This window comes from Acaryochloris sp. 'Moss Beach', from assembly GCF_021497025.1.
GTDB classification, from domain to species: domain Bacteria; phylum Cyanobacteriota; class Cyanobacteriia; order Thermosynechococcales; family Thermosynechococcaceae; genus Acaryochloris; species Acaryochloris marina_A.
On record NZ_CP071718.1, the window covers coordinates 210,159 to 228,145 of the forward strand.

A 17,987-nucleotide genomic window follows, 5' to 3' on the forward strand; every position below is an offset into this window, starting at 1 on the left:
TAGAATACAACTCAATCAATGTCACAGATACTTGACAGGCTAGATAGCTTAGTTAGCTTAATAGAGAACCAAGGCTACCCGATTAGTAACTATTTGCATGCTGGCCTTAGTCAACATGAGATTGATACCCTAACTGAACCGTTCCCTTCTCCCTTTCCAGAAGAACTGAACGAGTTATATTGTTGGCATAATGGACAAAGTTCCGCTTGTAAAGTGCCACTTTTCGATGATCTTAACTTTCTATCTATAGAAGAAGCAATAAACGAATACCTTGGTATTCAATTTTATAAAGAGAATAACGGAGACGAATACTTGACAAATTGTTTCCCTTTTGCAGGCTATGAAGGAGATGTGTTTGTCCTACCAGTTGGTCCACAGCCACTGAATGCAAACTTAAGTCGCCCAGTCATCGATATATTTGAGGGGATCGAAGTAGTATACTCAAGCTTCACAATTATGCTTGATACTATGCTTTCTCTTTACAGAGATGGTGCTTTTATTGTCAGGCCAGATGGAGGGGAGTATGGTTTTCTCGATATTAATCCCCGACTTGCAATGCAAATCCGAAAAGTACATAATCCAGGTATATATCCTTGAAGCTCTTTGTAAGCGTTAATATCCTATATTAGAAAGCTAATTCTTAAGCTGCTTTTTATTTTTCAGGGAGAACTAAATCTAACGAAATTGTCAGGTCTGATTGTCCAGAATTGATGAACCATCGCCATCCTGATAGGCTGAGTACTGTCCCTGAGCCATACTCTGTCTGTATTTAATGGATTGCCCTCATTGCCACTCAACCCGAGTCTCTTTTCTTCAGCGTAAAACTAACCTCGGCTATGACATGTTCCGCTGCAAACGGCTTTGTTCAGAAATGGCCAAAAATGGGTAACACTAGCACGACAAAACAGGCCATCTCTAGAAATGACCAGTCCAGAATTTATTGCGTTTCCTAAGCTCTTTTGAAGAGTTTGAATCCTAGCAATTCTAGCCAGTGAGGATGCTTCTCTCCTGTCATCACTTCTCTAGGACTTTTTCCCATCCTATCTGCACAACCACTACTCATGAATTGTCGGTGGTTGAGAAAGAATTGAAGCAGTCCTAAATAGGGTGTCCCAAGATGTTTGCGAAGCGTGAAATAATTGCGCAGCCTGGAGTTAAGATTCTCCACCAAAGAACTGGCTCTGGGTGTCTATTTCATCGCATCTTGGATCGCTTTATGGAGTTGAAAGAACTTCCAGCTCAGCCTCTGATGCAGATCGCCCCAGCTCCTCCAGTAGGCCTCGGAGGTCGCCTGTTTCCGGAAAAACCGCACCATCTGCCTGACGAGAAACAGCGGTGTCTCGAATTGCTGGGCAATCTCAGCCAGCTTGTCATCAAACACCTTGGCAAAGGCCAATAGATCATCGCGTTGATTCTTCAATGCTTTGCGTAAGACTCGAATCTGCTTGCCTCCTAGATGCTCACGTTGCTGAAGCTCTGCAACGATGAAGTCATAAAGTTCCAGCCGTTCTGAATGACAGGGACCGGCCAGTTGGAGGACATCATGATTGAGCCACTCTATCAGGGTCTTAATGTCTCTGGCCAGTTGCACTGATTGCTTCTCTTGGGTTCTCGCTTTTCCCAAACGGACACAGAGGGGATGCCATTGTCCTTGTTGCTTGGCCTCTGCCATCTTGGCTTCTAGCTCTTGGCGTCGAGACTGAGCCCCCATTGCTTTTCGATTGAGACGGTTAGCCAGAGTCTGACACTGGTGCTGGATGTGGAATACATCACCATGGCAAGGCTTATCTCTAAAGGCGGCACTGTTCAAAATCGAGGCAGTCAGGGTAACACTTTGATGTAAGTGTAAATTCTGAAAGGTATATTTGGGATGATTTCTGTCAATCTAGATTTAGTGAAAAGTGTTTCAATGATTTGAACATTATCTAGGGTTGAATTCCTAGAGAGATTCCAGGTCAACACATTGCGACGCCGAGATTGCGGACAAAAAGTACGCCAGTGAATATGTAGCTCACGTCCGTTCGAGCAACCAGCTAGCCATTTTTCCCATCACAAGGCTGGTGATCTCTTCTCGGTCCTGAAATAGTTGATGGCCTGTAGTGTCCTCGACCCAGAAGCCTTCCGTCAGGGGGCCTGATTGATCGACAAATTTCTGCATTGCCTCACATATTGTTCGGGAGTCTTTGATGGCATGAATCGCCAGCAACGGTACTCCAAATGCCCTGGCTCTTCTTGCAAGCTTCTCTCCGGTTGTAAGAAGAGCAACAACTCCAGCCATTGTGACCTTAGGAGAAACTTGGACAACTGGGTCGAGACGGGCGACCTTGGCCCACTCCTTGTTTCCGAACGCTTCGTCAAAGTTGACTGAAAAGTCGCTTGCTGGCATCTTCAGTCTAGGGAAATAGAGAGAGAGAAAGGTCAATACCTTGATGAGAGATTTGGGAGGCAACATGGCTGAATTGACCTCGAGCGTAGTACCTGTCGCAATAATCCCTGCCAGGTTGATTTCATTCGCTTTTGCTCTATCTTCGGCAAGGCCAGCTGCTAGTACTTGAAGACCACCGAACGATTCGCCGATGAGGAAGATTGGTACGTCCACCGAGCATTGAAGCTGCTTCTTGGTCCAAACCACGGCTGCAAAGACGTCCTCTACCAAGTCGTCGAACTCCTTGATGTACATATACCCTTCAGGAGCACCAGGTTCGGCCTCGGAGTATCCCATACAGACCGGATCGTAACTTGAACAGGCAAAACCTTTCTGGTTCAAGAACAAAGCGAGTGGCTCATAGTAGCCAGAATGCCAGCCCCCGCCTGGGACAATCAGGCAAATGGCACGGGTGTCGAATGTCAATTACATAGTCCGAAAGTATTTTGATTTTCCTCCTGCTATTAGAGATTTGATTTGAAGCTTTGTCACTTGTACTTGAGATCGATGATCTTCTGCCTCGGTGATGGCCGAAGGCCGGTCGGAGACCATCGCGACAGAGAGCAAATGACAATTATCAATAAAACCACCATCAATAGAGATGCTTTCGAGTAAGCATCTCTATTGATGGTGGGGTAAAGGAGGTTTATTCTCGCTTGGGATTAGCTAGAAGTCTTTGGAGAATTGGCCGCGTTTTTAGCAGCTGCTTGTTTTCGAAAACTCTCAGCCTGCATCTCGAAAATGGTGGCATGGTGAATTAAGCGATCAATAGCAGCCACTGTCATCATCGAGTTGGGGAAGATCTTATCCCATTGGCTGAAAGGCTGATTAGCCGTGATGAGTAGGCTCTTTCGCTCATAGCGATGAGCAATCAGTTCGAATAGGACCGAGGTTTCAACATCAGACTTTTGAATATAGCCGAGGTCATCAATGATGAGCAGATCGTACCGGTCGAGCTTAGACAACAGGCTCTGCAATTCCAGTTGGAGTTTTGCCAGTTCCAGCTGTTGCACCAACGCTGTGGCCGTGACAAACTTCACCCGTTTCCCCAACTCAACAATAGAAGTCCCTAATGCAGAGCTGACATGTGTTTTCCCTGTTCCGCTTGGCCCAAATATCAAAATATTACTGCCCGACTCTAGCCAGTGAGTTGTTTGGGAAAACTCCATGATGGCTGCTGGATTGAGACTGGGAATATGGTCAAACTCAAAATTGGTCCAGGACTTGCCGTAGGGCAGCTGCGCTTCGGTTAGCGCGCGGGAGATCCGATTCTGTTCTCGACGGCTGGCTTCCCCTTGGGCTAAAGCCAATAGAAACTGGGCGTAGGACCAATTCTCCTGAGTCGCTTGATGCTCGATGCTCTGCCACTCGTCGAGGAAATGTCTTAACCGGAGCTGCTTGAGCGTCATCATCAAATTGTCGTATGGATTGTCCGGTGCTGCATTGGAGGAGTTGGTCATAGTCGGAGAGAGCGTGCTGTTGTGAAATGATGTCAGGATATTGCTCAGTCGAGAGCTTGAACTCAAAGGCTTGTTTTAATCTACTCAAGGTCAGGGTGGACTGTTCCAGTTGGGTTTGTAGATAGTCAGCTACCTGGGATTCTTGATCCTGAGTTGCAGCAATGTAGAGGGCTTCTGTCATCAAACGGGCAGCCTGGTCCCGCTCAAAGTCAGCTTTGAGGGATTCCCATAGCTGATGCCATTGAAGATTGGGCAGTAAGTCTGCTTGCCATTGGCAGTAGAGAAACGCATGGGGCTTTCTCCTGAGACTTTCTGCCACATGCTTGTAATCGATACTACGAGCCCGTCTCTTCTTCCCAGAGCCATGGACATGGACCCGCGCCAATTCCACTACGGGAGTGGTGCCTAAGAAACCGACAAGGCGGTCATGGTATAGGTGCAGTTTCAACCGATGACCAATTAAGCGAGAGGGGACTGTGTACAGGACACAGCGGACGGCAATCGTGCTGTTGCAGCTGACTTTAGCGCTGCGGATTTCATAATCAGGGGGTGCGATATTTGGGCAAAGGTTGTAATGTGGGGGAGCTCCAGTGCAAACTTCTTTTGACACTTGGCATTCAGCTTAGCGATGACTTGCTCGATGAACTGTTGATACTCAGCTACGGATTCGAAGTCAAAGCTGCCTCGACGATACAGGGCCTGGCATAATCGCCGCTTGAAATAGCCATGGGAGCTCTCGATGCCGCCATTCTCATGAGAGACGCCCAGATTGTTGCGGGTCGGCTCCATCCGGTAATGGTCACACAGAGTGGAATACAACTGAGTCAGCTGGGGGGTTACGACCGCCGGTATTGCGATAGGCGGCACTCAGACTATCGGTACGGTGGGTCTTAGGAACACCACCACAGGCAGATAAGGCATTTTGTAGTCCTTGAGATAAGCCGATAAAACTCTCTCCGCCTTGAATCACCTGCACGTACTGCCAGCCGCTATAACTCAGTCGATAGTGATACAAGATATGGTGAAAGGTTTCACCCTGAACCGTCACACTGAAACCTTTGAGCTGGGTGAAGTCTGACTGTCCCATCTCTCCAGGATGATGTTGAATTTTGAACATCACTTCTTTGGGCTTGCCATGAGCTGCCTTCCATTTAGCGGTTCGGCGTTGCACGGTTCTGATCTTGTCATCATATTGCCCAGGATGGTCCTCTTGTAAGGTCTCAAATAGAGTAGTCGCTTCTAATCGAGGCTCACGCTCTAACATCGGCTCAAGTTCTAATTCCCATAATCCATCCAGCGGATCTTCACGGGTTTTCCAGTCATGAGGGCGGCCTCGTTGGGGACGATGGGTGCCACTATCAATACGACGGGCAGTGCGGGTTGAGATCCCTGCTTTGGCAGCTGCAGTGTCTTGGGAAGAGCCGGATTGTTTTGTTTTCATATAAAGCTGTACCTGTTGAGGTTTAATAGGAGCTGGCACTAGAGGTCCCTAATCGTCTTAGGTGTACAAACCCTAGTGTCTTTCCTGTATGGAGTTATAAAAAAAGTGAAAAGGTATAGATGCTCTCTGAACTGATTTGAGATCTCTTGTGTTTTGAGAATGAGATCCTGATTTCTAGAGAGGTCTACGTAATTGTCAGGCGGTCATGTATTCGGTCTATGCAATTGTCGCCTATCACACGTGGACTTCCGCCTTTCGTGTTGTTGCTCCAGATTCTCGTTGCAAGCTTAGCGCCTCGCGGTGAGTATAGAGGGGACACTGCTGGTTCGGGTGGTTGTGGGACAGCAGGTTTCTTAAGACTGGGCATGACATATAATTCTCTAGCTTCAATATTATTTTTCGAGGACATCGCAAGTTACTTCAGCTTCATTGGGTTTACAGCTTCTATGAAGTTTTCACAGCCGAAAAAAACGACAAATTATTCATCTTCAACCATAGTAATTCTATTGAGCTTGAATTTGTCAAGGGGATAATTGGTTCAAGCATGTCAGCACAGAATTCCGGTTTTCGTCGTCCGCCACAACAGCAGCGTAGTCAGGTCAGGATTGAACAAATTCTGCAGGCTGCTGCTGAAGTATTTTGGGAAAAAGGCTATGACGTGGCGACAACTCATGACATTGCCGAACGAGCCCAAACTGCGGTGGGAACGTTATATCGCTTTTTCCCAAATAAGCTCGCTATTTTTCATTTGCTTGAGAAGCGCCATAAAGAGTACCTTGACGCGACCATGCCTCAGATAATGAACTCTGAATTCTTCCAGCTACCTTTGGTCGTGATTCTTCGAAAAATGGTCAACACCTATGCTGAGTATTTTGAGAATCTAGGCCCCAGAATCGTCTATATCCAATACTATCTGACCCCAAATATTTTTCTGTATTTCGACGAAAGCTTTGACCAGAGCGTGATCAATGGCTTTTCAAAGCTGCTGCAATTGCGAAATCCAACCCTTACGCTAGAAAAATGCGATCTGCTAGCGCAGGTCTTTTTAAGAACCTACCAAGCCTTGCTATTAGTGGCTTTACGAAGTGATGATGCTCGCCGAAGTCAACTACATTTAGAGATTCAAAAAGTTCTCACAAACTATCTGGAGCCCTATGTTGGGGATGAAGTTTGCGCGGAATTGCCCGGCAGTCTCCTTGCTTCACAGACAGCCATTCAGGAACAAGTCGAAGCATTGACCCAGCAGCACCCTCTGAACCCGCGGCAACAAGCTGCGATCTCTCATGTGTTAAACCATGACAGCCTTTCCATCCAAACCTTTGAGGTCATGTTCCCAAAACCATCGCGTCGAACGCTTCAACGAGATCTTAAACAACTGGTGACAATGAGAGTCCTTAAAAGTGAAGGTAACACCAACCAGCTTATTTACCGCATTGCAACCGAGGGATAATATCTTACGACAAAATTCAAAAACTTACGACATTGCATGGTGATGTTTCGGCGCTGTTCGACATTAGGGCAGGCAGGGTAACACTTTACCTGATTTTCTCACCAGCCCTTGCTAAATTAGCCTAGAACGCCTTTTATAGATGAATTAGGAGAGTGATCAGAACCGGGGGAATTAAGCAGCGATAGGTATTTCATCAACCAGCTCTGCCCGTGGATGCCATTCTCGGATAGTATTCTTCCACTCACCATTGAGAACCTTAGTCCTCACCTGAAGGAGTAAATGGGCACCCTTGGGTGTCCAGCGCATCTGTTGTTTTTTCTCCATCCGCTTGGCAATCACTTGGTTAACAGCCGACTCGACAAACCCAGTTGAAATCCTTTCTCCGCAACGATATCGCTCCCCATAATTTTGGATAAAGTCCTGATTATTGTCGATATAAATCCGGAACTTATAAAAGAAGCGTAATATATCTACAATCTATGGACTCATCATGCAGCTGCTGTCAAAGCTGAGAGTACAGGTGCTTGCCAGTTTTTATCCCATTCATTGCTGGTGATCATCCCTCTGATTTGTAAGATATTATGGGCTCCATCATGAGTCCACTGCATTTTCTTAGTTCGTTTAAAGCGGTCATTGATAATCGTATCGATATGAGATTCTGCCACTTGACTGGTGTAACTCAGACCTTGTTGATCTCGTTCTTCATAATTCACTAGATAGGCTTGATTGTTCTCTAGATAGTTATATAACTTCTTCAGTTTTGAGCGCTTCTTTGAATCAGTAATATTGTTCATCAGCAGTTCTAATTTCTGCAACGCCTCATCCGACTTGCCATGCCATAATTTCCACTTCACTCCCTCTAAGGTTTTTTCGAAGGCGTCTTCTACCGCCCCTCTGACATTCTGAAATCGCATGGCAAGATGAAACCAATCCAATATACACAGAAGAGTTTTGCAGTGTGGAGCCAAGCTTAAAATCACTGACCAACAATTTTGAGCACCATCGGCTAAAGCCGTGACCTTAGTCTTTTTCGTCATACCCTGCTTTCGGGCTGCATTGAGCGTAAAGAGCTTCATGGTCGCTAGTTCGTCATCTTGGGCTGAGAGGGCACAGCTTTTATCCTTGATCTGACGATGATGGCTATCCACTTCGATAATATTTTCTGGACGGTAAACAACAGCAGAGAGCGCTTCAAAGCTACGTTTATCCTTATCTTTGTCAGGGATATGCCATCCACTTGGAGGGTAATCTCTTGTGCAATGGCAGTACCTTTGGGTGTTGCCAATGGTTTGAGATTCTCTTGGGCTAAGGTTGCCCCCACTTCATTGGTGAGCAGCTTGATTTTGTTATGGTTATTGACCGGACGGCGATGAACCGTCAACTGCTCCAAATTAGTCTCGGCTTTTCGGAAGCTGTATAAAGCACCTTGCTCACATTGCAGTTTCGCTAAATCTGGGTGGATACAAGTGCCAAAGACAGAGGCCGTTGAAGGGGTACTTTGCCATTTACAGTCTGGATTAAGACATTTGTGTTTTTGGATGCGGACTTTATGATCACTGAAAACAGCATGAAATTTAGAGGGCGTAAATCCCATCTTTTTGAGCTTATCCCCACATCTTGGGCAAACATCATAGCCTGTTTTAATCAAGGTTGATTGCACGGCTAAAACAGAGTTCTGAATCTTTTCTAACAGTGAGATTTGCTCTTCATGACGCAGACCTAACTCTAAAATGGATTCTGGTGACTTAATGTCATAAACTTTAAGAGTGTCACGTTTTAAGACCTCTTGAGAACTGACGGATACTTTCTCAACGACTACCCGTAATTCGTAATCCATCTCAAAACTCCATGCCATCTACCTCACTCAAAAGAACGTAGCATGAATACATATAAATTGTAAATATATTACGCTTTTGATTGCTTTCAACTCTTTTAGAATGCCTCCTTAAGTAGATCCCTGGAATCCATAAAGAGCGTCGCCTAAAACGAATCGCACTTAGTGAGAATATGCAGGAGCTTTCGGATGGAACAGCGGGGAGGGTTTTATGAAGGTGGGGTGTATGTTTCTAGCTTGGAGTTGAAATAGTGACGAAAAGATTTAGTTGATTTTAGGAATTATTTGCAATAACTTAAGATCATCACAATCGTTATTCCTTTATGAGATCGCATCATTCTACCCAAGTAAATTCTGAAGCGATTAACAATTTACAACCAGAATCTTTGACTCCACACCCCAATCAAGCAGAAGTTTTACAACTTCCCAGTCCAACTTGTAGCGGTTCGATTCGACGTTGGCGACTTCGTCCAGGGCTAGAACTGATGATTTATGAGGTGGAATTTCAAGAAAAGGTTGTAGTTGATCGTGACTCCCTAATCGAAAACCCGCAACTAGGGTTGAGTTTTTGTTTGGCAGGTCTAATTCGAGGTGTGGGATTAAAGGCTGACAAAACGCTTCAGTTTGAGGCTGGGCAGGTCAGTCTCGGGGTAATTAATAGTGGCAGACGGCGAGTTGAATACGCTGAGAGACAAAAGGTTTTACTTGTCCACTGCCATGTGCTACCAGATACTATTGGTTTGTCTACCCAGGGATCTATGGAGCAGTTACCCCAGCCATTGCGAGAGGCAATCGATGGGCTAGATCGTTCATCTTATTATCAGTCTGGCTATATGACTCCCCTTATGGCTTCGACGGTACGCCAACTATTGCGATGCCCCTACCAAGGGATTACTCAGCGGCTCTACATTGAGGGTAAAACCCTTGAACTGATGAGCCTATACTTTGACCAAATGCTTTCCAGGCAGACATCACAGCATCAAAAAAGCAACCTAATTCTTGATGAAGTTGATCGCATTCACCACGCACGTAGTATTTTGCTGAGCCGTATTGAGAACCCACCAACGTTACAAGAGCTTGCACATGAAATCGGCCTGAACGATCGCAAGCTCAAGCAAGGATTTCGACAAATTTTCGGAACTACTGTTTTCGGATACTTACACAACCACCGTATGGAACAGGCCAAGCAGTTATTGTTGATGCCAGGAGCCACAATCGCTAGCGTCGCAAAGGCAGTTGGATACCGCAGTCCCGAAGCTTTCAGCGTCTCATTTCGCCGCACATTTATGATCAATCCCAAGGCATATCAGTTGAAGAATGGCTAGAGAGATTGATAAATAGGTGGATCAAGATTATTGGATGTTGGATGCTAGGTTTTGGATATTCTCTAAACCTAATACTCATCAATTAAGACCTTTTACGTAAAAGCCAGCTTCGGGGACAGTTCACAAATATAGACTCCCATTCTCTCACCCACAATAATTCAAAAAGTCCGGCAAAGACAGAAAAAAGTCCGGCTAGCAAAGAAAATAATAAGACACATGAGGTACTATCTGCTTACAGTTATTAATGAGAATCTTTCTTATCTAATGTTAGTAGAAAAATACATATGAGCGCAAATTGGAAAACTTGGGGCTTTTGGCCGCTTCAGTTGACAGTTGGCATGTGGTTATTGATAAATCAGGGAAAGATTGCAGAAGGAATGGCTGGACCCACCTTAAAAGAGAGTTTAGCTGTATATGTTGAGGAGACAATGGAACCCTCTCATGACAATCCTCCTGCAAAGTCAGTTGATAATTGGCTAGCGCAGAACGTTCCGACCAGTTTGATTGAAATCACCGAGGTTCAGATTGAGAAAACTAACCTTGGCATTAGGCTAAAACTCGAAACGACTAGCCCGTTAAAGATCCCTTTGACTTCGATAACTGGGGATGCCGTAATAGCGGATCTTCCCAACACAATCTTAAGACTGCCCAAGGGAGAGGATTTTGCCGCTCTCAATGCAGCAGATGGCATTTCAGTCGTGAATGTCACCAATCTCCCTAATAATAAAGTGCGCATTTCTATTAAAGGAAAAGAAGCACCACCTGTTGTTGAGATCAGCTCTGGTATGAAGGCTTTAGTCGTGAGCGCAACGCCTAATGTTTCAACAACCCAAGCGCCTGGAGAAGACTTGGTTGAGGTGGTCGTAACTGCTGAGCGAGCCGATGACGATTACTTTGTTCCCGATGCTAGCACCGCAACCAGAACGGACACCCCCATCCTAGATATACCCGCTTCGATTCAAGTCATTCCTAAGCAGGTGTTGGAGGACCAACAGGTAACTGAGTTGGACGATGCATTACAGAATATTGCTGGTGCCACTGTTAGTACAACAGAAGGGAGAGGGTTTCAGATTAATCTGCGTGGATTTGACGGTGTTCCAGTATTTCGAGATGGATTCCGTCTTTTCAGTCCCAATGACAACGGTGATGCAGCGGGGCAAGGCTTCCCTGAAATCGCCAATGTTGAACGTATTGAGGTGCTGCGCGGGCCAGCCTCTATTCTGTTTGGCCAGCTAGATCCGGGCGGGGCCGTCAATGTAGTGTCTAAACGCCCCCTCGAGACTCCGTTTTATAAGGTCGCGCTACAGGCGGGTAGCTATGGATTAGTGCGACCACAGGTGGATCTCTCCGGTCCACTGACTGAGGATGGTAGCCTACTCTATCGCCTAAATGCCGTCTATCAGAGGGAGGACGGCTTTCGAGACTTTGCCCAAAAGACCAATCGTTTCTTTATCGGCCCAACCCTAACCTGGCGTATTAGTGATCGCACCGAAGTTGACTTTCAGCTAGAGTACCTAGATGATGAACGTCCCTTGGATCCAGGACTGGTAGCCCTCGGTAATCGGGTCGCGGATATTCCGCGCGATCGCATTCTGGGTGAGCCGAACGATCGAATCGAGAGCACGTTTATCCGAGTAGGATACGATTTTGAGCATCGGTTTAACGAAAACTGGACCCTACGTAATGCCTTCCGATATCTTGAATCGAACGACGACATTAGTGCGACTCTCAGTTTTCCATTTATTGGTGGTTTGGATGAAACAACTGGCCTCCTCAGTCGCGTCTTTGCCGAACAAACTGTTGCCAATGAGACCCTAGCGCTACAAACCAATGTTGTTGGGAAATTTACCACGGGGTCCATTGACCACACGCTGCTAATGGGGGTGGATTTAGCGCGGTATCGTTTGGATTCGGAATCGTTCACGCTCTTTTTCCCACCCAATGTGCGCGTACCGATTAATATCTTCAATCCCGTATATGGTGCTGTCCCCCGTCCTGATCGTCTTGAGGCTCCCACCAGCAGCGAAACGATTGACACCGATAGCCTGCAAATTTACATCCAAGACCAAATCAAACTGCTGGACAATTTGATTCTTGTAGCGGGACTTAATTATGAAACGGTCAGTCAAAACACCACTACAATTCGTGGCGGCCAAACCACTGCGATTGACCTGAGCGAGGATGCTTTCAGCCCAAGGGTGGGCTTAGTTTATCAGCCCATCGAGAACCTCTCCCTCTATGCCAACTATGCACGATCGTTTTTCCCTAGTGCAGCAGTGACAGTGGATGGTAATCCCCTTCAGGCCGAAAAAGGGGAAGGGTTTGAGATTGGCATTAAAACAGAACTGTTGAATCAGAAGTTGCTGGCTACACTAGCCTACTTCAACCTCACCCGCCAAAACGTGGCCACCGCAGATCCAACCGATCCACGCTTTTCAATTGCGACGGGTGAACAGCAAAGCCAAGGTCTTGAATTGAGTCTAACGGGCGAAATTTTATCGGGCTGGAACGTCCTTGGGTCCTATACCTACACCGATGCTGAAATCACTGCTGACAATCGGTTCGAGGTCGGTAACCGTCTCCCAGGCGTCCCTGAACATAGTGCCAGCCTCTGGAGCACCTATGAGATTCAGACCGGTAGCCTAGAAGGACTGAAATTTGGGATTGGCTTTAACTGGGTCGGTGATCGCACCGGAGATTTCCAAAACAGTTTTAACCTGGACAGCTATTTCCTCACCAGCGTAGCGATTGCTTATCAGCGTGACAACTGGCGGTTTGGCCTCAATTTCCAAAACATCTTTGATGTGAACTATATCTCTGGTACCCCCCGCACCCGTACCCGTGGTATCCAGCCCGGAGAACCCTTTACGGTGATTGGATCGATTAGCTATGAATTCTAATTAACCTTTAAAAATCCCTGCTGAACCTCACTATGACGCTTAACCTAGAAAAATCCACCCAAAAGAGTCTGCATCCAGCCTATAAATTTCTCTTACTCAGCAGTCTCTATACCTCGCAATTTTTACCGTCGGCTTTCTTCTTTCAAGCCTTGCCCATCTTCCTGCGACAGCAAGGTGCATCTTTACAGGTGGTTGGGCTATTGGGGCTGTTAACCCTACCATGGATGCTGAAGTTTCTCTGGGCACCGCTGGTCGATCGCTACGGCTCTCGCCGATGGGGACACTACAAATCTTGGATTTTTGTCACCCAATTTTTGCTTGCCCTAACACTGATGGGCTGCGCATCCATGGATGCTTCTAATAATGCCATGGGGTTATTCCAAGGCATATTTTTAATGGTGACATTCGCGGCTACTCAGGATATCGCTACAGATGCATTGGCGATCCGCATACTGGCTCCCCATGAACGGGGCTGGGGCAACGGTATCCAGAGTGCCGGTCGAGCAACTGGGGGGATCTTAGGGGGTGGCGTGATGCTACTGGTTTTAAATCAGATGGGCTGGCAGGTCAGCGTCAGGATTTTGGCAGGGGGCGTACTGCTTGCCTTAGTACCGCTGTGTTTTTACCAAGAGCCCCGGCGCAACGTAGGAGCAGTGAGGCAAGGGATAGGAGTGAAGCAGGCGATCGCTAACTACTTGAATACATTGCTGAGTTTTGTTCAGCAATCAGGGATGCTGATCTGGCTGCTATTTATTCTGCTTTACGTCACCGGCAGCAGTATGGCGGCAACTATGTTTCGTCCCCTGTTGGTGGATTTGGGGCTATCGATGGTCGAGATTGGCTGGATGACTGGCATTGTAGGATCGGGAGCGGCAATAATCGGTTCCCTCTTAGCAGGTGTACTGATTCAACCACTAGGTCGGCAGCAATCACTGATTCTATTCGGTATGATGCAGGCTATCTCTGTGTTCGCACTTACTCTCCCAGCAATGGGTGTCCGTAGCCCAGTCATATTATATGGTGTTAGTATCAGCGAAGTTTTTGCCCGCAGCCTGGCCAATACGGCTCTGTTCACAGTGATGATGGACAAAAGCCGGACCGAAATGGCTGGTAGTGACTACACCCTTCAATCTTCAATTTTCATTCTTGGTCACCACATTGGCGTCCCTGCTTTGAGCGGCTTTATTGCTAATACTTTAGGCTACTCTGGCGTTTTTCTCATTGGCTTTGTTATTAGCCTTATAAGCCTGTGGCTAGTACCCCATGTTGTTGGCAAGCCAAACCAAAAACCAGGAATTGGGCTCACCTGAGATGACATAACAGATATCTCCTAGCCCTTTAGAGACACTGGCTTCAAATCTGCACTCGCATTTCTAGAGCTTGCCTTTAAAGAAGATCAGTTAAATCTTTGTTACATCAATGAGCGTGACTGAAATGCAATTGTTTAATTTTGTGGATCAATTATTTCTTGTAACTGGGGCTGCCCAAGGGATTGGGGCTGCCATTGTGAAATCTCTGGTTCAGGCTGGTGCACAGGTTGTTGGCTTAGATATACAAGCTGATAAACTGGATGACCTTCGGGTTGCTCTGGAGCCGCAAGAGTTCAGTGCCTACCAGCTTGATGTGAGCTGCAGCCAAGAGGTTGAGATGAGCATTGAGCAGATTGAACATAATTTAGGTCCAATTGCTGGTTTGGTCAATGTAGCTGGCATTTTAAGAAGCAAGCCTGTAGTTGCTTTAACAGATGCCGATTGGGAGCAGACATTTGCTGTCAATACTACTGGTGTCTTTAACATGTCTCGCAGCGTAGCTCGGCAGATGATTTCTCGTAGACGTGGCACGATTATTACTGTGAGTTCCAATGCGGCTAGCGTCCCCCGTCAGCAGATGGCAGCCTATGCCGCCTCTAAAGCAGCCGCCACTCACTTTACTCGCTGCCTGGGATTAGAACTAGCTAGCTTCGGTATTCGCTGCAACATCGTTTCACCAGGGTCTACAGATACCCCCATGCAGCAGCTCCTACGGACTGATGCCGCCACTCAAGAGACAGCGCTACTGGGATCACTGAAAACGTTTCGTACTGGCATTCCTCTAGGTAAAATTGCCAGCCCTAAAGACATTGCCAACGGTGTTCTGTTTTTACTATCTGAACAGGCTTCTCACATCACAATGCATGACCTGCGAATTGACGGTGGCGCGACGTTGGGACATTGAGGCCCAACCACCTGTTCTTTCTAAATAAATTGCAATAGGAAGATCTAATGAGTACAATTTCTCCATTGAACTGCCCCAATCCGTTAATGGATGCTAGGCAGTTGCTGGACGCCTACAACGATCAGACATCCTGTTTCTTTGCGACTCCTGCCCAGACTTTATTAGCTCAGGGTATTCGAGCGGTCCTGCCCTCACCTCAAAGGGGAATTCCTCGCCAGGAGTTACCGAGACAGGCCATGGATTTACTGGCAAAACAGACCGGCTCTGGGTCACTACCAGCAACACTGATAGGGGCCATCCCCTTTGACGACAGTGCTGCCGTTCACCTGTTTGTGCCGGAGCAAATTTATCAAGCGGGACCAATAGAAAAGGGCCGTACGGTTTTCAAATCCACAGGCTTAAGCCCAAATCAGTGCGCATTGCAGATGGTTCCAGAGCCTGCAGGCTATATGCAGGGGGTTGACAAGGCTTTAAATCAGATTCAGCATTCAGAGTTGCAAAAGGTGGTGCTGTCCCGCTCTCTGGAGCTGTCGTTCCCAGAGTCACTCGATCTAAGCTGGCTGTTAACTAATCTGGTCCACCATAACCGATACGGCTATACCTATCTGCTCCACTTACCATCGCCCTCACTGCTCGGATTAGAACGTTCCTGCAAAACATTGATTGGAGCTAGTCCTGAGCTGTTGATTCGTCGTCGGGGAATGCAGGTAGAAGCCAATCCACTGGCGGGATCGGCTCCCCGTAGTGGTGATTTAGCGACTGATCGACTGCGGGCCCAGGAATTGCTAAATTCCGACAAAGACCGCCGAGAGCATGTGCTGGTGGTGGATACGATCTCAGAAATGTTGCGGCCCCTATGTAGTGAGCTAGATATTCCGTCTAGCCCCTGCATCCTCCAGACCGACAGCATGATGCATCTCTCCACTTGCCTACGCGGTACGCTGCGAGATGCATCATGCTGTGCCCTTTCTCTAGCACTGGAGCTACATCCGACACCTGCAGTTTGTGGCTATCCTTCTCAGGGTGCCTATGCTGCAATTCATGAAATCGAGCCGTTTGCGCGGCGCTACTTCACTGGCATTGTTGGCTGGGTCAATGGTCAAGGGGATGGGGAATGGGCTGTGACCATTCGTTGTGGGGAAACAGACGGTAGTTGCCTGCGGCTCTACGCAGGGGCTGGTATCGTCGCTGGGTCAACGGCTGAGAAAGAGTTGGCTGAGACTTCGGCCAAGTTTCGCACCATGCTAAAAGCACTGGGTCTAGAGCACTTGCTGGAGGTTGCGGCATGAACAAGCAATCGACTTCTCAGCCTCTGACCTTAGATTTTCCACACTGGCCCCCAGACTTCGCCAACCGCTACCGTCATCTTGGGTACTGGCAAGACCAGACTTTTGGGCAAATGTTGCGGCATCAAGCCAAGGAATATGGGGAGCGGTTGGCCCTGGTTGGAGGGGATCAACGGTGGAGCTATAGAGAACTGGACTTGCGGGCCGATCAGCTGGCAGCAGGATTTAAGTCACTTGGTATTCTAGCAGGTGATCGCATCGTGATTCAACTGCCCAACATCCCAGAATTTTTTGCCATATTCTTTGCCTTGTCACGGTTGGGGGCTTTGCCAGTGCTCGCCCTGCCTGCTCATCGTCAGGCAGAGATTCAAAGTTTTCTCATCCAAACTAATGCGGTGGCCTACATCATCGTCAATGAAGATTGGAACTTCGACTACCGAGGCTTGGCTCGTCAAGTGCAGCCACAGTGCAAATTTTTACAGCACGTCGTCGTTGTGGGTGAAGCTGAAGAATTTCACCCGATTGATCGTCTCTATTTACCCGCCACAACCCTGTCTGAACCTCGGGCTGAAGACGTAGCATTTTTCCAGCTCTCGGGCGGCAGCACCGGGTTACCAAAGCTAATTCCTAGAACCCATGCCGATTACCTCTACAGCGTGCGAATTAGTGCTGAGATTTGTCACCTCACGCGAGACAGTGTCTATCTGGTAGCTCTGCCAGTAGCTCATAATTTTCCCCTTAGCTCCCCTGGTAGCCTTGGCACACTCTATGCCGGGGGGCAGGTTGTGCTAGCTCACCACCCGAACCCCGACGATGCCTTTGTCCTGATCGCCAAGGAACAGGTGACGATTACAGCGCTAGTGCCGCCACTGGTGCTGATTTGGCTAGAGGCCACTGCCACCCGCCACCAGTCTCTTTCAAGTCTTCAAGTCTTGCAGGTCGGGGGAGCTAAGCTTTCATTCGAGGTAGCCAAGCGTATAACCTCCACCCTAGGATGCCAGCTTCAGCAGGTGTTTGGCATGGCAGAGGGGCTAGTCTGCTACACCCGACTTGATGATTCCACAGAGATTACTCTGAACACCCAGGGACGACCCCTCTCTCCCGCCGATGAAATTCGGGTAGTGGATGATTACGATCAAGACGTTCTTCCCGGAGAAGTAGGCAACTTGCTCACGCGTGGTCCCTATACCATTCGTGCCTACTACCAGGCTCCTGAACAAAATCGGAGATCGTTCACTTCAGATGGGTTTTACCGCACTGGTGATCGGGTGCGGCTAAATCCCTCTGGATATGTAGTTGTAGAAGGACGAGCCAAAGATCAAATTAACCGTGGGGGAGAAAAGATTAGCAGCGAAGAGGTGGAGAACAATCTTTTGGCCCACCCGGCTATTTACAATGCCGCCGTAATTGCGATACCCGATCCCTTTTTAGGGGAAGCAATTTGTGCTTGCCTCATGGCCCGCAATGGAGCTGAACTAGAAGCTGAGCAGATGAAGGGATTTCTTCGCGGTCGTGGGCTGGCCACTTACAAGATTCCAGACCGATTTATATGGTTGACGGTCCTACCTCAAACTGGTGCAGGTAAAGTTGACAAGAAAACGCTGCAGACTTTACTGAGCAACGCCATCGCTGATTTATGAATTCATATTTAC

General features: G+C 47.5%; 12 protein-coding genes and 3 pseudogenes. 8 read left to right on the forward strand and 7 right to left on the reverse strand.

The genetic code is table 11. From position 1 onward, the window contains the following. The first annotated feature begins 18 nt into the window (after positions 1 to 18). Positions 19 to 597 carry an SMI1/KNR4 family protein gene (locus tag HRE53_RS27485; protein ID WP_235111343.1) on the forward strand — a complete coding sequence of 193 codons (579 nt, stop codon included), beginning with the start codon at positions 19 to 21 and terminating at the stop codon, positions 595 to 597. Between the two features lie 592 nt (positions 598 to 1,189). Here the strand turns inward: HRE53_RS27485 and HRE53_RS27490 are convergent. From HRE53_RS27490 to HRE53_RS35335, 5 genes and pseudogenes are all read right to left on the reverse strand, one after another. Beyond that, positions 1,190 to 1,810, reverse strand: a complete 621-nt coding sequence (locus HRE53_RS27490; protein ID WP_235111344.1) for a hypothetical protein — start codon at positions 1,808 to 1,810, stop codon at positions 1,190 to 1,192. Between the two features lie 201 nt (positions 1,811 to 2,011). Further along, entirely contained in the window at positions 2,012 to 2,851 is an 840-nt protein-coding gene (locus HRE53_RS27495; RefSeq protein ID WP_235111345.1) for an alpha/beta fold hydrolase, read from the reverse strand. Positions 2,852 to 3,087: 236 nt separating this feature from the next. Then, the gene (gene istB / locus HRE53_RS27500) at positions 3,088 to 3,837 is read right to left on the reverse strand and encodes an IS21-like element helper ATPase IstB (protein ID WP_304518439.1); all 750 of its coding nucleotides are present in this window, start codon (positions 3,835 to 3,837) and stop codon (positions 3,088 to 3,090) included. Positions 3,838 to 4,318: 481 nt separating this feature from the next. After that, positions 4,319 to 4,495: pseudogene (locus tag HRE53_RS35330) on the reverse strand (hypothetical protein); the annotation flags it as partial. Between the two features lie 189 nt (positions 4,496 to 4,684). Continuing rightward, positions 4,685 to 5,365 carry a hypothetical protein gene (locus HRE53_RS35335; protein WP_396133476.1) on the reverse strand — a complete coding sequence of 227 codons (681 nt, stop codon included), beginning with the start codon at positions 5,363 to 5,365 and terminating at the stop codon, positions 4,685 to 4,687. A 505-nt stretch (positions 5,366 to 5,870) separates the two neighbouring features. Here HRE53_RS35335 and HRE53_RS27510 point away from each other — a divergent pair. Further along, a complete protein-coding gene (locus HRE53_RS27510; protein ID WP_235111347.1) occupies positions 5,871 to 6,776 on the forward strand; it encodes a TetR/AcrR family transcriptional regulator in 906 nt (301 codons plus the stop codon). 171 nt (positions 6,777 to 6,947) lie between these two features. On the opposite strand, the pseudogene HRE53_RS27515 reads toward HRE53_RS27510, so the two are convergent. Beyond that, positions 6,948 to 7,226 (reverse strand): annotated as a pseudogene (locus tag HRE53_RS27515) (ISKra4 family transposase); the annotation flags it as partial. A gap of 38 nt (positions 7,227 to 7,264) precedes the next feature. Then, positions 7,265 to 8,613, reverse strand: a pseudogene (locus tag HRE53_RS27520) (ISKra4 family transposase). A gap of 320 nt (positions 8,614 to 8,933) precedes the next feature. On the opposite strand from HRE53_RS27520, the gene HRE53_RS27525 reads away from it, so the two are divergent. The 6 genes from HRE53_RS27525 to HRE53_RS27550 all read left to right on the forward strand — a co-directional run bounded on the left by HRE53_RS27525 (position 8,934) and on the right by HRE53_RS27550 (position 17,975). Further along, the gene (locus HRE53_RS27525) at positions 8,934 to 9,935 is read left to right on the forward strand and encodes an AraC family transcriptional regulator (protein ID WP_235111348.1); all 1,002 of its coding nucleotides are present in this window, start codon (positions 8,934 to 8,936) and stop codon (positions 9,933 to 9,935) included. Positions 9,936 to 10,219: 284 nt separating this feature from the next. Next, a complete protein-coding gene (locus HRE53_RS27530) occupies positions 10,220 to 12,835 on the forward strand; it encodes a TonB-dependent receptor (RefSeq protein ID WP_235111349.1) in 2,616 nt (871 codons plus the stop codon). 32 nt (positions 12,836 to 12,867) lie between these two features. Then, complete coding sequence (locus tag HRE53_RS27535) at positions 12,868 to 14,145, forward strand: MFS transporter (RefSeq protein WP_235111350.1); 1,278 nt, start codon at positions 12,868 to 12,870, stop codon at positions 14,143 to 14,145. A 109-nt stretch (positions 14,146 to 14,254) separates the two neighbouring features. Continuing rightward, positions 14,255 to 15,049 carry a 2,3-dihydro-2,3-dihydroxybenzoate dehydrogenase gene (locus HRE53_RS27540; protein ID WP_235111352.1) on the forward strand — a complete coding sequence of 265 codons (795 nt, stop codon included), beginning with the start codon at positions 14,255 to 14,257 and terminating at the stop codon, positions 15,047 to 15,049. A gap of 47 nt (positions 15,050 to 15,096) precedes the next feature. Then, entirely contained in the window at positions 15,097 to 16,338 is a 1,242-nt protein-coding gene (locus HRE53_RS27545) for an isochorismate synthase (RefSeq protein WP_235111353.1), read from the forward strand. Next, positions 16,335 to 17,975, forward strand: a complete 1,641-nt coding sequence (locus HRE53_RS27550; RefSeq protein WP_235111354.1) for a (2,3-dihydroxybenzoyl)adenylate synthase — start codon at positions 16,335 to 16,337, stop codon at positions 17,973 to 17,975. The genes HRE53_RS27545 and HRE53_RS27550 overlap by 4 nt, the downstream gene beginning before the upstream one ends. Positions 17,976 to 17,987: the final 12 nt, after the last annotated feature.

Bases quoted from the DNA above. Each gene is read 5' to 3' on its own strand.
- HRE53_RS27525 (WP_235111348.1), top strand. From the start codon at position 8,934: ATGAGATCGCATCATTCTACCCAAGTAAATTCTGAAGCGATTAACAAT.
- istB (WP_304518439.1), bottom strand. From the start codon at position 3,837: ATGATGACGCTCAAGCAGCTCCGGTTAAGACATTTCCTCGACGAGTGG.
- HRE53_RS27550 (WP_235111354.1), top strand. From the start codon at position 16,335: ATGAACAAGCAATCGACTTCTCAGCCTCTGACCTTAGATTTTCCACAC.
- HRE53_RS27530 (WP_235111349.1), top strand. From the start codon at position 10,220: ATGAGCGCAAATTGGAAAACTTGGGGCTTTTGGCCGCTTCAGTTGACA.
- HRE53_RS27540 (WP_235111352.1), top strand. From the start codon at position 14,255: ATGAGCGTGACTGAAATGCAATTGTTTAATTTTGTGGATCAATTATTT.
- HRE53_RS27535 (WP_235111350.1), top strand. From the start codon at position 12,868: ATGACGCTTAACCTAGAAAAATCCACCCAAAAGAGTCTGCATCCAGCC.
- HRE53_RS27510 (WP_235111347.1), top strand. From the start codon at position 5,871: ATGTCAGCACAGAATTCCGGTTTTCGTCGTCCGCCACAACAGCAGCGT.
- HRE53_RS27485 (WP_235111343.1), top strand. From the start codon at position 19: ATGTCACAGATACTTGACAGGCTAGATAGCTTAGTTAGCTTAATAGAG.
- HRE53_RS27545 (WP_235111353.1), top strand. From the start codon at position 15,097: ATGAGTACAATTTCTCCATTGAACTGCCCCAATCCGTTAATGGATGCT.